The 17,062-nt window shown below is 22.2% G+C and carries 14 protein-coding genes and 1 tRNA gene; 9 read left to right on the forward strand and 6 right to left on the reverse strand.

Annotation, left to right across the window (positions count from 1 at the left end; translation table 11 throughout):
* Nucleotides 1-705, reverse strand: a complete 705-nt coding sequence (locus Lyticum_RS02370; RefSeq protein WP_322498737.1) for a hypothetical protein — start codon at nucleotides 703-705, stop codon at nucleotides 1-3.
* Between the two features lie 234 nt (nucleotides 706-939).
* Here Lyticum_RS02370 and Lyticum_RS02375 point away from each other — a divergent pair.
* A tRNA-Thr gene (locus Lyticum_RS02375) sits at nucleotides 940-1,014 on the forward strand.
* A gap of 436 nt (nucleotides 1,015-1,450) precedes the next feature.
* Nucleotides 1,451-3,091, forward strand: a complete 1,641-nt coding sequence (locus Lyticum_RS02380; RefSeq protein ID WP_322498738.1) for a glycosyltransferase family protein — start codon at nucleotides 1,451-1,453, stop codon at nucleotides 3,089-3,091.
* A gap of 85 nt (nucleotides 3,092-3,176) precedes the next feature.
* Here the strand turns inward: Lyticum_RS02380 and Lyticum_RS02385 are convergent, their stop codons facing one another.
* On the reverse strand, nucleotides 3,177-4,067 hold the full coding sequence (locus Lyticum_RS02385; RefSeq protein ID WP_322498739.1) for a DMT family transporter: 891 nt from the start codon (nucleotides 4,065-4,067) through the stop codon (nucleotides 3,177-3,179).
* 127 nt (nucleotides 4,068-4,194) lie between these two features.
* Nucleotides 4,195-6,243: a sensor histidine kinase gene (locus tag Lyticum_RS02390; RefSeq protein ID WP_322498740.1), complete on the reverse strand. Its 2,049-nt coding sequence runs from the start codon at nucleotides 6,241-6,243 to the stop codon at nucleotides 4,195-4,197.
* 79 nt (nucleotides 6,244-6,322) lie between these two features.
* On the opposite strand from Lyticum_RS02390, the gene pyrH reads away from it, so the two are divergent.
* On the forward strand, nucleotides 6,323-7,060 hold the full coding sequence (gene pyrH, locus Lyticum_RS02395) for a UMP kinase (RefSeq protein ID WP_322498741.1): 738 nt from the start codon (nucleotides 6,323-6,325) through the stop codon (nucleotides 7,058-7,060).
* Nucleotides 7,061-7,076: 16 nt separating this feature from the next.
* Here pyrH and gatC read toward each other — a convergent pair whose 3' ends face one another.
* The 3 genes from gatC to Lyticum_RS02410 form a co-directional block, all read right to left on the reverse strand.
* Nucleotides 7,077-7,406 (reverse strand): Asp-tRNA(Asn)/Glu-tRNA(Gln) amidotransferase subunit GatC, encoded by a 330-nt coding sequence (gene gatC, locus Lyticum_RS02400; RefSeq protein ID WP_322498742.1) that lies wholly within the window; start codon nucleotides 7,404-7,406, stop codon nucleotides 7,077-7,079.
* A 55-nt stretch (nucleotides 7,407-7,461) separates the two neighbouring features.
* On the reverse strand, nucleotides 7,462-8,031 hold the full coding sequence (locus Lyticum_RS02405; RefSeq protein WP_322498743.1) for a shikimate kinase: 570 nt from the start codon (nucleotides 8,029-8,031) through the stop codon (nucleotides 7,462-7,464).
* A gap of 89 nt (nucleotides 8,032-8,120) precedes the next feature.
* Nucleotides 8,121-8,879, reverse strand: coding sequence for a cell division protein FtsQ/DivIB (locus Lyticum_RS02410; RefSeq protein WP_322498744.1), 759 nt, complete (start codon nucleotides 8,877-8,879; stop codon nucleotides 8,121-8,123).
* Nucleotides 8,880-9,216: 337 nt separating this feature from the next.
* Here Lyticum_RS02410 and Lyticum_RS02415 point away from each other — a divergent pair, with 337 nt between their 5' ends.
* The 6 genes from Lyticum_RS02415 to Lyticum_RS02440 all read left to right on the forward strand — a co-directional run bounded on the left by Lyticum_RS02415 (nucleotide 9,217) and on the right by Lyticum_RS02440 (nucleotide 17,050).
* Nucleotides 9,217-9,879: an NADH-quinone oxidoreductase subunit J family protein gene (locus Lyticum_RS02415; RefSeq protein ID WP_322498745.1), complete on the forward strand. Its 663-nt coding sequence runs from the start codon at nucleotides 9,217-9,219 to the stop codon at nucleotides 9,877-9,879.
* 33 nt (nucleotides 9,880-9,912) lie between these two features.
* Nucleotides 9,913-10,242: an NADH-quinone oxidoreductase subunit NuoK gene (gene nuoK / locus Lyticum_RS02420; protein WP_322498746.1), complete on the forward strand. Its 330-nt coding sequence runs from the start codon at nucleotides 9,913-9,915 to the stop codon at nucleotides 10,240-10,242.
* A gap of 48 nt (nucleotides 10,243-10,290) precedes the next feature.
* Entirely contained in the window at nucleotides 10,291-12,222 is a 1,932-nt protein-coding gene (gene nuoL / locus Lyticum_RS02425) for an NADH-quinone oxidoreductase subunit L (RefSeq protein WP_322498747.1), read from the forward strand.
* A gap of 67 nt (nucleotides 12,223-12,289) precedes the next feature.
* Nucleotides 12,290-13,951 (forward strand): complex I subunit 4 family protein, encoded by a 1,662-nt coding sequence (locus Lyticum_RS02430; RefSeq protein WP_322498748.1) that lies wholly within the window; start codon nucleotides 12,290-12,292, stop codon nucleotides 13,949-13,951.
* A 75-nt stretch (nucleotides 13,952-14,026) separates the two neighbouring features.
* Nucleotides 14,027-15,658, forward strand: coding sequence for an NADH-quinone oxidoreductase subunit N (locus Lyticum_RS02435; protein ID WP_322498749.1), 1,632 nt, complete (start codon nucleotides 14,027-14,029; stop codon nucleotides 15,656-15,658).
* A gap of 24 nt (nucleotides 15,659-15,682) precedes the next feature.
* Complete coding sequence (locus Lyticum_RS02440) at nucleotides 15,683-17,050, forward strand: DNA recombination protein RmuC (protein ID WP_322498750.1); 1,368 nt, start codon at nucleotides 15,683-15,685, stop codon at nucleotides 17,048-17,050.
* Nucleotides 17,051-17,062 lie beyond the last annotated feature (12 nt).

The raw sequence follows: 17,062 nt of genomic DNA on the forward strand, positions 1-17,062 counted from the left end.
TTATTGAGTTATGAGAAATTTTATAATATTTATTTCTAAACTCTTTAATGCTTTAATAGCTAATATCTCTTCAATATTTTTATATGCACCATAGAAACCATAAAGAGAATCGGATGTACGAAATCCGTTATCTTCATATATTTCACCAGAATATATAATTAAACATTTATTATCATTATTTCTATCATAAATACCATCTTTATATATTTCCTGATTTATTTTTTTATAATTATTATTAATATTTGATATATTTGATATATTATTCGAACACAAAATATATTTAATCCATAAATTAGTGCGAATTAATTTAGCAGAAGAATCAATTTGAATACCAACATTTTTTCTCGTATATTTATATGAAATATATAAATGTAATGGTATTATGTTTGTATATAAATTAATATTTACATTATTTTCATTATTTTTGAATAAAATAAAATCATTGATTTTATTTACTATATTATAAGCATGATATTTCATTATATATGCTTGTTCATCAATTTTAGGTTGATCAAATTTAACATTATCAAGATTTACAATATCTTTCAAAATTACTTCTGAATAAATTATAGAATTTTTTTTTAAAGAATTTTTCTTTAAATTTGTGTTAATATTAATATTATTACTATTATAACTATTATTCTTTGAGCAAGAATTTAAAATTAAAATAATAAAAAAAATACTGAATATATTATTTATATTCATAAATTTTAAGTAAAATTAAATAATGTTTTTAAAATAGATAAATTTCTATAAAATACTTATATAATAATTGTCTTATTAATTTTATATATTATTCGATTCTACTTACAGAAATAATGTTGACAAGGATAATTTGTGTATTTATATATTATAATGCTTATATATTATTGTTTTATATATTATTTATCAATTAATATGTTATTACATATTATATAACTTACTATATAAATAAATATAGCCGTCATAGCACAGTGGTAGTGCATTTCATTGGTAATGAAAAGGTCGCGGATTCGATTCCCGCTGACGGCACCAGTATATAGCATTAGCATATTCATACTACTTACTATTTTTTTAAAAATTTACAATCTTTTAGTTGTATCTTTGTTTATTTTACATGTTATTTTACATGTATTTTATAAATTTTTAATCAGTAAATTAACGCTAAAACATACTAAATTCGCAGCATATTAATTTCTTCTCTTATTTAATATAAAAAATAATATTTTTATATTTTTAGATATTTTTGCTTCGTTATCATGCATTTTTATTCAAATTTTATTCAAAAATTATATATTTTGTAAAATTTTATATTTTTTAATACTTCCATAATTTCATATATCATATATATCATTATTATAGTATTTTTATATTTTAATATTTGAAATAATTTTTCGACATATACTATTAAAATATTATATTTTTATTATTAAATTTAATTAATAATTAATTTCATTGTAAATGTATTTATATGGTATCACTCAAAATTATGATAGTTGCTTGTGAAGATTCTGGAGATGGATTAGGTGCTAGTCTTATGGAAGATCTTTGTCATCCAAAGATGAAAAAATTCTTTGGAGATCAAATAATAAATAAATATATAGATATTTTATCTATAAATAATAAATCTGATTTAGATGGATTACCTCCAAATCATGAAAAAATAGAATTTGAATTCGCAGGAATGGGAGGAGAAAAAATGGTTGATTCTGGACTAATCCAAATAGCTCAATATGATAATATTTCTATCATAGGACTAATAGAAGCATTATTTATTGTAAAAAATGCTTATTTTTTAATGAAAAAATTAATTCTTTTTGCTGAAGATTATAAACCAGATCTGATTATTACTATAGATGCTCCAGGATTCAATTTTCATTTAGTGAAAAATTTAAGAAAATCAAAAATATTACAACAAAATCCACCAAAATATATACATTATGTAGCGCCAACAGTTTGGGCACGAAAACCCCAAAGAGCTATAATAGCTGCCAAATTATTCGATCATATAATGCTTATTATGCCATTTGAGGATAAATTTTTTCAACATATGTCACACTCATATGTTGGACATTATTTAGCAATAAATAATAAAGAGAATTTTGCATCTATATCTTGTTTAGAAAATAAAATTTTGGAATCAAATAATAAATCAATACAAAATAATATATCAACATTATATAATAATTTAGATATTAGTAATCCAATTAATAAAATTGATAATGATTGTAAATATTACAAAGATAAATATATCACTCAAAAAGATATACAAGAAGATGTGATATTAAATATATTTAATGATATGAATCATAAAAAATGTATAAGTATAATGATAGGAAGTCGTAAAAATGAAATAAAAAATCACATAACAATTATAACACAATCTATCATTGATTTAGTTGATATTATTTTTAATAAAGGTAATAAAGAAAATAATCAATATAAATATAATATAAAAGAGATTATATTCATATTTCACACTACTTTTAAGCTAAAAAATTTTCTTATTAAAAAAATTTTAAATTATTTGGATTATAATCCTGATATTCACATAATAGATTTTGATAAAGAATTAAATGTAATAAATAATAATAATAAGATTAAAACAAAGAAAGTTAGTATTATTATTGTTGATAATGCTATACAAAAAAAAATTGCACTTTCATATAGCCATTTCGCATGGGTTAAATCTGGAACTGTTACAATTGAAGTCGCAATTGCTAAAGTTCCTATGTTGACTTTTTATTGCTTATCACGAGTTACTGAATTTATTTTAAAATGGCAAATAAAAAAAAACCAATTCTTTAATTTGATTAATATTATTAATACTATCGATGATGTTGATATTAATAATAAAAGTATTACACAATATAATTATGAATTTATATCAAATACTACTTCCAGTAATATATTAATACCTGAATTAATAGGCAGGGATAAATTCAATGTATCTAATATTTTATTTTATACACTTTCAGTATTAAAAAATGATGATATAAAATTACAATTTAAAAAAGTATACAATTCAGCGTTAAATAAACTAGTATCTCCAGGAAAATTTTCTCCTGCAAAATCTATAATAAAAAAAATACTAGATTGGAAGATTTTTTAAAAAAAATAGAATTATATAAGAATTATATACAAAATACTCAATAATTATATACTAGAATATATATAAATATATTATTTAATATTATTTATTTCAGTACAGTTTCATTATATACTGAATATATTCCACCAAAACATATTATAAAATACCCAAGCAAAGAAATTGCATCTGGTTTTTCATTAAATAAACAATATCCAAGAATTCCTGTAAAAATAAGACGAGAATAATCAAATGGCATTACTGTAGATATTTCTGCAGCTTTAAATGATCTGAAAAATGCAATAACATGAATTGCATGAAGAACTGCTAGAGCTGGAATATATTGGAAATTATACCAAAGTTCTATTCCATTCCAATTTTTCCCTATGATCATTGGTATTGCTAAAATAGATCCAAATAGTGACGAATAAAATAGTTGAGTATGTGTTTTTTCTGTTTTACCTAAAACTTTAACAACTATATTATTACACATCCAAAAAACTAAAGAATACATAATATAAATATAGGATGAGCTAAATGATTCAAATCCCGGTTTTATAATTAATAATGCTCCTGTGATACCACATATAGCTATTATAATTTTTGATAATGAAAACTTTTCTTTGAAAAAAAATACACCTACAAGCATTACAAGTATATTTTCAAGATATGTAATAGCAGCGGCGTCTGCAACTTTTATTGATTGTATAGCTTTATAAAAGAAAATAGTTGCAAGCAAGCTAAATCCTCCTCTAGCAAAATGCCAATGAATTACATTAGTTTTTATAGTCTGATATAATCCTTTGGCTAAATACCATGGAAATGCAATAACAAAGACTCCCAATTTATATAAAAAAGCAACTTGTTCTGGAGATATTATTTTCGTAAGTTTTTTGCTTATAACATATAATATGGACATAGCTATCGCATGAATTATCATAAGTATAATACCCCGACGTGTAGAGCGAATACTTTTTATTTTTTCATGAGTTCTTTCCATTTTTAGTGTAATTTACCCTAATAAATTTAAATTATAAATAAGATTGAGTGATATAATAATCACATAAATTAAATATTTATACAGAAATTATATAAAATAATGAATAAATATTTTTAAATACAAAAAATTATGACTTCATATTTGATTTTACTTTTTTTAAAGCAAATATTGCAACTGATCCACTATTATCTTTAGTATTTTTTATCTCAAACATACTTTCCTCATGTCCTTGGAGTATTTTTTTTACTATAGCAAGTCCTATCCCGCTACCATCTATTTTTGTACTTATTCCCTCAATTGGTTCTGATTTTAAACCACCACCATTATCTTGAATTGATATAAAAACCAGATCATTAGTGATATCATCTAAATAATTGTTTTTGTAATCGCAATTATCAAGGTATTCATAACTCAAAGAAATAGAGATCAAGCCATTATTTATTGTGTAATTATTATTTACTGTACTATATTCTTTATCTTTTGATAATGATTTATAAAGATTATTTTGATTAAAATATATTGCTTCTGCTGCATTTTTTAAAATATTAATTAGCACTTGAGTAATCTGCATTCTATCGCACAGAACATAACAATTTGCTATTCTATTGTCAAATTCATACTTAATATTTTTATTACTATTTTGTTCTAATAATATAACGTTATTTATTATTTCTATTATATTGCAAGATTCAATTCTAGAAGGTGCTATTCTTGAAAATGTTATAAATTCTTTGATTAAAGATTGTATATCTGAAACTCTTTCTAAAATAATCTGTGTATAACGGAGAAATTGATTTCTATCTTGTCTATCTTCTGGTGAAAATTTTTTCTCTAATCTTTCAACAGCTAATTGAATTGGTGTAAGTGGATTTTTTATTTCATGGGTAACCTTTTGTGCAACATCAGCCCAAGCTCTTAATCTTTCAGCAGCAGAAATTTTTGTAATATTATCTAATGTCACAATTATACTATGTTGATTATCTGGTATTAATCTAATATGTATTAGGATTTCAATATATTCTAATTTTCTTATAATACGTATTTTACGAACTATTGTATTATTATTAAAATTTTTTATAGATAAATTTGTTATATCATCTATTATATTTTCAAGTTCTGGAAAAAAACTTTTATAATTATTTAAATTATCTTTTTTTTCATTGAAATCTAAGATTTTTTTTGCAGTATCATTAATAAGAATGACATTTTTCTGAGAATCAAAAACAATTACACCAATTGTTATTTCTTCAAGTATCGATTCTATAAAATTATTTCTTTGATCTAATAGATCTAATGCTAATTCTAGTTCTTTTTTTCTATTTGCTATAGAAATACTCATTTGATTAAAAGCATTTGATAATTGCATTATTTCAATTTCTTTTTGTTCTTCAGGAACTATTAATCCGTATTCACCATCTTTAATTCTTGATGCTGTAGAAACTAGATTCTGAATAGGAATAATAAAAAGATGACTTATTCTGCGTGCAATTAAAATTATAATAAAAAAAAATATGATATATCCTATAGCAAAAATACTTATAATTGGTTTTTTTAATACACGTAATTTTTTTTCTGTAGTAGAATAAAGATTAGTAGAAGTATTACTATCTCTAATTTTATTCATTATTGACTCATCAAGATATCTACCAACAAGCAGATATATTTTTTTGTCACTTAATGGGGAATATATTCTAGATAGAGCTTGTACTTTGTCTTCTCCATTTCTATAAACATGAATTTTTTGTCCTTCTGTTTTATCTAAATATTCTTCAGGAACACGATCAAATAAAAAAGCTAAACTATAAGAAGAAGTTGCAATATTTTTTCTATCAGAACTAAATATAACTATTTCTGATAGAGCTCTATTCTGAGATATTTCATCCAAGATCTTTTTTAATTTTTCATAATTATTTATTAAATCTGGTGATCTCTCAATTGTTCCTTGAATAACAAGAGAATCAACTTTAATACTATTGATATGTTCTTCAAGATAGAGATTAGCTATCGTATTAGTTTCTTCAATTTTATTTCGTACTTCCTCACTAAATAATCTTTCTATTCCAGAATAATAATAAAGCGAAGATAAAAAAGCTGTTACAAATACTGATATTATAATTGCTGTAAAAATTATAAGTAAATTAAGCTTATTTTTTAAAGAATTACTATAATTTATCATAGACTTTTTTTTATTGTTGTGAGAAAAATTTTATCTGTGCAATAATTATTAACTAAAAATTAAATACATTTAAAATTATATGTCTTATAAAAATATTGAAACAATAAAATACAGTAGAATATTACTTAAATTATCAGGAGAAGCATTAATGCAATCAGGAGAAAAATCATGTATTGATCCTGATTTTATAGATCAAATATGTCAAGAGATCAAGGATATATACGAAAATGGTTGCCAAATTGCTGTTGTTGTTGGTGGAGGTAATATTTGTCGTGGCGCAACAATGTCTAAGATTGGAATAGATCGTGCTAATGCTGATTATATGGGAATGCTGGCAACCATTATAAATGCTATTGCCATTCAAGGCAAGTTGGAAAATTACGGTGTTGCAACTAGAGTTCAATCGGCGATTTCAATGCCGCCAGTAGCAGAACCATATATAAGAAGAAGAGCAATTAGACATATGGAAAAAGGAAGAGTTGTAATATTTTCAGGAGGAACAGGAAATCCATTCTTTACAACAGATAGTGCAGCTATACTAAGAGCTATTGAAACAAATTGTGATATAGTATTAAAGGGAACACAAGTTGATGGAGTTTATTCAGCTGATCCTAAAATATATAGCAACGCATTACATTATAACAATATAAGTTATGAAAAAATAATACAAAATGGTCTTCATTTTATGGATACTGCAGCTGTAGCTTTAGCCCAAGAGAATGAAATGCCAATTATAGTATTTAATGTTCATAAGCAAGGTAGTCTTAAAAATGCTTTGATGCATCAAGGAAATATGACATTTATAGGAAATTTATAAATTTAATTTAATAATTTTATTCTATAATTTTTGGAACAACAAAATAACCATTATGTTCTTTTGGTGCATTAGCAAGGATAGATTTTTTAGAAATTTTATCAATTAAAGAATGATCTATTTCAATATTAGAAGTATTATCTAAGATATTATCTATTATAATCGAAGATTTATTTGGTGAAGACATAGGTATAACATCTTTAGTATCAATTTTCTGTAACATATTTAGAATTTTGAATATTTCCTTAAATTGACTAGCATATTTTTTACTATCTTCATCATCTATTATTATTAAAGCAAGTTGTGACAATTTTTTAATATATTGTGATGATAATTCAGAATTTTCCATTTTTTATATAAAAAGTTTAAAATTATTAGTATTTAGTTAGTATTATATTATTAATTTACGATATAGGTACATTATTTAGTATTCTATTTAACTTGGCAATAATTGCATCTATAATATAGTGTGGATCCATATCTTGACTTGTAACTGTTATATTAGCATTTTGATATATATGAGAAGTATCATCAATCATTTTTTGTAAAGCAGCTTTTTTATCATCTAACCTATCTATTTCTGGTCTTGTATTACGTCTAATGATACGAGAATAAAGTGTTTCTATATCTGCTTTCAGCCATACTGTTATACATTTTTCATTGATTAAATTTCGTAATTCATCATCAAGATATGTTTCATTCCCTGTTGACATAACAATAATACCATATGAAAGAATTTCCTTTACAGCTTCTTTTTCTTTCTTTTTAAAAAACTCTTTCCCTTGAAAATCATAGATTTCTACTTTATTGTGTCCAACTAATTTTTCAACATGGCTATCTGTATCGTATACTGGAATACCAATTTTTCTTGCTAATCTTTTACCTATTGTACTCTTACCACTACCTGCCAATCCAATAATTGATATAGATTTCTCTATTTTTTGCAATTGTCTATATAAATTTCTACTTTGCATATTTTTTTGTATAAATTATTTAAATTATAAATTAATATATTTTAAAATTAATATATTTTAATAGTTATATTTCTGATAACTATCACGTTTTAATTATAATATATTAAAGGTTGCTTCAAATATGTCAATCTCAGATCTACATATTTTGCTTTTATATATTGATCTTTTGTAAGTTCCCATATTTTAATAGCGCGACATATTTGATTATTTTCTGGAAGTTTTATTTTTAATCCATCTTTAAGGTATAAATTCCAACGACGTTCTAATATATAATGCATTGAATAAATTGTTTCTATATCGATACCACATTTTTTTAGTACTGACAATGTTGTGAAAAAGTTTTTTTCTGAATTTTTTCCCAGCACTATTGGCAATTTATAATTTCTATTATTTAATAAATTATTTAAATATGGTTTGTTAATTTTTATTTCTTCTCCAAATTTATCAATAAAGTAATATTTTTCTTTATTATTAATTTTTTTGTAAAGAATTGCTTCTGGTTTTTTTACTATTAATTGAATTTTTAATGATGGATAAAAAGAAGAAGTTATAATAACATTATCAATAATTGGACATTTTTCTAAAATTCTTTGTTTTATTAAGAATAAATCTATATATAATAGATTAATTTTATTAAAAGATATATTTAATGCATTAAAAATTTTAACAATAAAAGATTTTTTTTGTTCTTCAAGAAGAAAATCATAAATATCAGATTTTTTATTATTTTCAGTAATAAAGCAATTAAATATGTCTTTTTCTGATATTATATCATTTGTATACAAGTTATCACTTAATAATACAATTTTTTTATCATCAATTTCATATATATTTTTAAAGATATTCAAAATATGAACAATATTTGAACTATTATTTTGTATTTTTTGATATAAAAAAATATAAATAATAAAAAAAAATAGAAATAAAATAATAATTGTTTTAATCCAACTATTAAATAGTTTCTTTTTTTTTATTTTTTTTTGATTAAAAATAGAGTAATTAATATTATCTTGAAATTTTATATAATAATATCTGCTCATTGAATAATATTAAAAATTTATTATCAAATTTACTATTTCTTTATCAAATATAAAAAAATAATATTTTGTATTAAATTTGTATAGCATTGACTTTACCATATGTCATGTTAACATATAACAACATATACTAATAATTTAACCATTCATGATCCTAGTTATTTGTGGATGCTTAGCGTTTTTTGCAAGCATAATGGTTGTATCAACAAATAATACAATACATTCTGTATTTTTTTTAATAGTTGTTTTTATATTTACAGGTATTGGAATTATAATCACATGTGATGAGTTCTTAGGAATAAGTTTAATTATAATATGCGTTGGGGCAATAGCTATTTTATTTCTATTCTCAATAATGATGATAAATTTAGATTTTATTGCAAAACAAAATATCATATATAAATTAATAAATACTTTATTTATATTCATATTTGTATTTTTACCATTTGTTTGTATACAATATGATACTTTTAATAAAAATTCATCAATTTCTTTTCAAAAGAAACAAATTACACAATTAAAAAAAGTAGAACAATATAATAATGAAAATATAACAAATAATGTTTATTCATCAAAGAGTAATTTTGATGAGATAACTAATCATCTTTATGAAAATAGCTGGTTTCAGATTCAATTAGCTGGAATTATTTTATTAGCTGGAATAATATCTTCAATAACAATTATTATTAGTAATTTTGAATTTAAATCAATAAAAAAGCATAATATAGATTATTATTCAACAAAAAGTGTTGATTTAATAAAAATATCTCCTGGAGATGGTGCTATTATTATTACAAATAAATCCCCGTAAAATCAATTAAAAAATAACAATTATTAAACTAATATGTATAATATATATCTGGAATATTTCATTATTTTCTGTATTGCGCTATTTATTATTGGATGTTGTGGCCTCATTAGTAAAAGCCAGAATTTTATCAATATTTTTATATGTATGGAATTGATGACAGCTGGTTGTTTCACAGTATTTGTTATTTTATATAAAATTACACTTAACTATACACCATATATATTCTCAATGTTAATTTTAGCTGTAAATGCTGCAGAGGTTGCAGTTGGTTTATCACTTTTACTGTCTTATCATAGATTATGCAAAAATATAAGAACCGAAGAAGCTAATTCTTTAAAAGAAGAATATATTTCAATAAATTAAAAAGAGATATTAATTTATATAGATATAATCATATAAAATATTGATTTTATGTTAATAAACACATTATTTGTGGTATTTGTATTTTCTCCGATAGTATTTGTACTATTACTATTATTTTTACAAAAATGCCTATCTCATAATAAATTGATAATTTTAGCAAATATTAATATTTTATCTGTAGCTATTTTTTTTAATTATTTAATTTTTAATAAGTTAAATACTAATATTATTCTTTGGGAAATCATTGATATTTATGATATAAAGGCTAATTTTTCTATAAAAGCTGACGCACTGTCCATTTATATGTTAAATATAGTCTCTAATATATCATTCATAGTACATATGTATTCTATAAAATACATGCAAAATGATGAAGGAAAACTTAGATTTACTATCTATTTATCAACTTTTACATTTGCAATGTTTATATTAGTTGTTGCTGATAATATGATTCAAATATTTATCGGATGGGAAGGAGTTGGTCTTATATCATATCTTTTAATAGGATTTTGGTATGACAAAAGCGATGCATTAGAAGCAGCAAAAAAAGCATTTATAGTAAATAGAATAAGCGATTTTGCATTACTTTTTGGAATTATAGTAATAGTACATACTTTTCAGGGAATAGATTTTGATTCTATATTGAATAATAATAAAATATTGGAAGCAAAAGAATTAATTATATTCAAATTTTATAATAAATCTTTAAATAAATTGGATTTATGTTGTATTTTTTTGCTGATCGGATGTATGGGAAAATCAGCACAAATACTATTTCATATATGGTTACCTGATGCTATGAAAGGACCAACTCCAGCATCTGCACTTATTCATGCAGCAACAATGGTAACTGCTGGGATATTTTTGATAGTTCGGTGTAATCTATTATTCAGCAATTCTGATATTATTTTAAATATAGTATTATATATTGGAATATTAACAGCATTATTTGGCGCAATATCAGCAGTCTCACAAGATGATATCAAAAAAATAATAGCTTATTCTACATGTAGTCAATTAGGATATATGTTTGCTGCTTGTGGAACAAAAGCATTTACTGCTGCTATGTTTCATTTACTAACTCATGCTTTCTTCAAAGCTCTTTTATTTCTTGGTGCTGGAAGTATCATTCATAGTATTAATGGAGAACAAAATATCAAAAAAATGGGGAAATTAGCGAATTATATTCCATATACTTTTTCTATGATGCTTGTAGGTAGTATGAATCTATCAGGAGTTTATCCACTCTCAGGTTTTTTTTCAAAAGATTTAATATTACAAAATCTTTATATTTCTAATCATAAATGTGTTTTTTATATTGCTTTATTAGTTAGTATATTAACTACAATATATTGTACAAGACTTATATTTTACGTTTTTATTAAAGATAATAATTTTAATTTTTGCATTAATGAAATAAATCCACATGATCCACCATTTTTGATGAAATTAGCAATGATAATTTTATCAATAGGATCTATTTTTTTTGGTATTTTAGAAAAATCATTAGGAGAAAATAGTATAAATTTTTGGGAAAATATAATTATTAAAGATAATTTAAAATTAAAAGAAATTATTCCAATTCATATACAATTTATAATAAATTCTATAGGAACAGTATTTTTTATAATATCAATGATATTTTTTTATAAAAAAACATCAATTTCAAATACTATTTCTAATAAAAATAATATTACTTTTTTTGAAAAATTAACTAAAAATGCTTTTTATTTTGATTTAATTTATGAAAAAATTTTTTTAAGAAGTTTTTACACTATAGTAAAATATATGAATGATTTTATAGAAAAACGTTTTTTTAATAATATTACAAATTACTTAGTACTTTATTGTTTTTCTATGGCTAAAAATCAACAAAAAATATATAATGGGCAAATTAGTCATTATGCAATGATTATATTTTTATTCACTATAGGTATGATTTATTATATTGGAATGAGGCATATTTTTTACATTATTTAAATTATTTTAAATTATATATTAAAAAGTCTTATATATAAAATTTTTATCATAAAAATCTAATAAATATATGCAAGAATATTCAATATTAATTAATTTATTAATAATAATTCCATTTCTTTCAGGATTATTTTTAATTTTTAATCATCAAAATTTTTTACTATCTCTTATTATTAAAATTATTCATTTTATATTCCCTGTAAATTTTTTTTATAAATTTTTAAGATTAAAAAAAAATTCGAAATTAAAGAAAAATAACGAAAAAAACAAAAAAGTAAAAAATTATCCTGAATTATTAGTTTGGATTGCAAGTTTTATTTCTTTTATTATATCTTTATTATTATTTTTTGACTTAAAAAATGGAATAGAATCTTATAACTTCATATATAATATATCTAGAGAATATAATATAAATTATTCATTACAAATAAATAATCTAAATATTTATCTTATTTTACTTACAAATATTATAAGTATAATAGCTATTATAGAATCACCAATAAAAAATAACATTAATTCTAATGATTCTAATGATTCTAATGATAATATTGTTAAAAATGAGATTTATCTACTTAATGAGTCTCATTTAGATATTAAGGAAGAAAATAAATCAATTGTACAAAATAATATATATTATGCGTTAGTTTTAATATTATCAGCTGGAATAAATACGTTTTTCCTAGCTAAAGATATAGTACTTTTTTATATTTTATATGAATTTATTTTAATACCAACTTTCATAATAATAGGAGTGTGGGGTGGAAAAAATAAAAATTATGCTGCAATGAAATTTTTTCTATATACATTTATTTTATCTATAATATCATTGGTCGCAATTATATTTATAATATCTTTTTTAAAAAATTCAGATATAGATTATATATCTAACAATATAAATATTATTCCAAAAGAATATACAATATGGCTTTGGATAGCATTTCTAATATCATTTGCTGTGAAAATTCCAATGATACCATTTCATACATGGTTACCTGATGCTCATGTTGAAGCACCAACCGGTGGATCAATAATTTTAGCAGCCATTTTACTAAAAATGGGTGGATATGCAATGCAAAAAATACTAATACCATTTTTCCCAGAGATTTCAGAAAACTTTTCCAATTTAATAATAGGATGGAGTTGTTTTACAATGATATATACATCTTTTATTGCTTTTTCTCAACAAGATATGAAAAAAATGATAGCTTATTCTTCAATATCTCATATGTCATATCTTACAGCTTCTATATTTGCTGGTACAAAATATAGTCAATTAGCTGCTACAATTCAAATGATAAGTCATGGACTTATATCAGCAGGAATTTTTCTTTTAATAGGCATTATATCTGAAATTACACATGATAGATCTATATCTAAATACTCAGGAATCGCTAGAACTAATCCTAAAATTGCTGTATTTTTCATAGCTTTTGTAATGGCATCAATAGGATTTCCTGGAACATCTGGATTTATAGCTGAATTTATTTGTCTCAATGCAGTTTTTTTAAATAATACAATCTATGGATTAATTATGACTAGTGGAATGATTTTTAGTGCAATTTATATTATAAATCTAATTGAAAAGATAATTTTTGGAACATCAAGTATTGATTCTAAAGCAATAAAACCATTGAACTTCAGTAGAATAATTACTTTATCTTTTTTAATCTTTTTAATTATATTAATTGGTTTAAAACCTTCTAGTATATTTTATGAATTCCCAAAAAAATAGAATATATTTCTATATACTAAATAAATTCATATTATAAATATATTAATAAATAACAATTCATATCAAATAAGTATTATGAGAGTTGTATCATCTGTATATGTACTTTTTTCTATACTGTTATTATCACTTATTATGTTGATAATAGGAGTATTTTTTCGTCATTCTCCTAAAAATATTGTAAAACTCTTCTATAATAGTGGAATATTTGTCATTATATGTTCTTTATTATATTTTTATCAAATAAATAATATAAAACCACATTATAATCATTTTCTTTTTAATAATTCTATATATATTAGTTCTTCAGATTTGATAATTCTTTTCTTTTTTTTAATCTTATGGGGAATTAGTATGATAATTACTGCAAATTGGATAGATAAAATCCGATCTTTAAATGATAATAACAATAATAATATTATAAATAATAATAAAAATAATAATAAAAATTTTATTAATTCTCATAATACTTATCAAACTCCGTATAATAATACTTCTAATATATTAACATTTGAGATACCAGGTTTATTATTATTATGTGCTTTTATTTTATCGCTTTTGATATTAGTTAACGATATGATGACTGCTTATTTAGCCATAGAAGCTTCTTCTCTTATAATGTATCCAATTATTGTTTGTTATTCAGAATCTAAAAATAAACGTATATATGCTTTAGAAGGAGTAATTAAATATTTTATATTTAATGGAGTAATGAGTGTTTTTTACTTAGCTGGAGTAGCTATGTTATATTTTGAAGTAAATTCTATTAATATATTAGAAATAGAATCTAAAAATTTTATTGATAACTTAAATACATTATTTTTATCAAAAGATAAAATATCATTAATATCTCATATTGGTGGTTTAATGATATTAATTTCTATATCTGGAAAAATAGGATTAGCACCGCTTCATTTTTGGACATTAGATTTATACCAATCAGCACCTACTTTTGTGATGTTGTTTTTAAGTAGTGCTAATAAAATAGCATTTGTATCTTTTTTTATAAAAATATTTTTATCTCCTACTTTTTTATCTTTTAAAATACACGATATAATTTGGACTCTTTCAATAATATCGTTAGTAATTGGAAGTTTAGGTGGAATAATGCAAAGCAATATAAAAAGAATATTAGCTTATAGTACTATCTATAATCTTGCTTTTATTTCTCTAATTATAACGTCATATGGCTTTAGGATTTCAGATAACTTAATTAGTAGTAGTGAGTTTATAAAGCATAAATCAATTCATTATACAATTATATATTTTGGGGCAATAGCTATGCCTTCGTTTTTAACTTTGCTTATTTTAGAATTTAAAACTAATAATACATATTATAATATCAATGATATAAAAAATATCGGTAAATCTCATCCATTTATTGCTTTTTGTTTAACAATTTTGTTATTATCTATGGCAGGATTACCACCATTTGCCGGATTTATAATTAAGTTTGAAACATTACAGTTATTATTACGTAGTGAAATGTATTGGACTATTGGTATAATATTGATAACATCATCTATCAGTGTATTTTATTATTTAAGAATAATATCTTTTATATACTTTCCAAATACTAAAAATTATTTAGTAGATAAAGATAAAATATTACAATCTGATACAAATCAGATCAAAAATTATAATTTTTCAGAGATATTTTTATTTTTTGCTACAATGTTCAATATATTATATATAGTATTTTGGTATTAATTTATATTTTTATATATTTTTATTGTGCATCAAATAATCTTTCAGTACTTATATTTTTTTATAGGAATATCTATTCTTTTGGGAATTATTCTTTTATTTAAAATATTAAAAAAAAATTCTATTCTATTACAGGAAATATCATATAAAATTCTTATATTTGAACAAGAAAATCAAAAAATAATAGAAAATTTAGATATAATATTAACACAAAATAATAAAAATTATGAATCATTAATGATTATAGATCAAGCACATAAATATATTTCTGATATCATACATCATAGCAATCAACATAATGATAATAAATTAGAAAATATAAGAAAAGCAATAGACTATAAATTAGATCATATTCAAAATGATACTAATAATAAGATCGAAATAATGCGACAGGTAATTGATGAAAAACTAGAAACAATTCGGCTGACAGTTGATGAAAAACTTCAAACTACTCTAGAGAAAAGATTAAAAGATTCATTTGATCTTGTAAGTAGACGTTTAGAAATTGTACACAGAGGATTAGGAGAAATGCAATCTCTTGCTAATAACGTTGGGGATCTAAAAAATATACTTACTAATGTTAAAACGCGTGGTATTTGGGGAGAAGTACAATTAGAATCTATTTTATCTCAAATTCTACTTCCAGTTCAATATGAAAAGAATTTTGCAATAAATCCAAAATCAACAGAAAGAGTTGAATTTGCAATAAAATTACCTGGTGGAGAGAATGGAATGAATATTTTTTTACCAATTGATGCTAAATTTCCAATGAGTGATTATGAGAGATTAATAAATAATCATATTGAAGAGAATAATAATCAACAAATCAATATTAACAATAATATTAACAAAGAAAATTTTATTGAATCAGAAAATATAATAAATCATTCTAAAATATATATTAATGATAAAATAGATAAAAAAAATGTAAAATATATAAAAAATCTCGAAAATTTTATAAAAAAATCTGCAAAAAGTATTTCAGAAAAATATATTATACCACCATATAGTACTGATTTTGCGATAATGTTTATTCCTGTTGAATCAGTTTATTCAGAAGCTCTTCAAATACCAGGAATAATTGATGAGATTCAAAGAGAATATAGAGTTGTTATTGCTGGACCAACAACATTATCAGCAATACTTAATAGCTTAAGAATGGGTTTTAGAACTCTTGCTATTGCTGAAAAATCTAGTAAAATCTGGGAAATATTAGAGATAATTAAAAAGGATTTTAATAATTTCTCAGTACTTTTATCAAAAACTAAACTAAAATTAGATCAGGCAAGTGAAGCTATTTCATTGGCAGAAAAAAGATCTATTGCAATAGAATCACGTCTTACAAAATTTTCCCGCCATGAAACAAGAAAGATTTCAAATACAGAAGATAAATAATATTTTACAATA

This window comes from Lyticum sinuosum (assembly GCF_034471385.1).
Classification (GTDB): domain Bacteria; phylum Pseudomonadota; class Alphaproteobacteria; order Rickettsiales; family Midichloriaceae; genus Lyticum; species Lyticum sinuosum.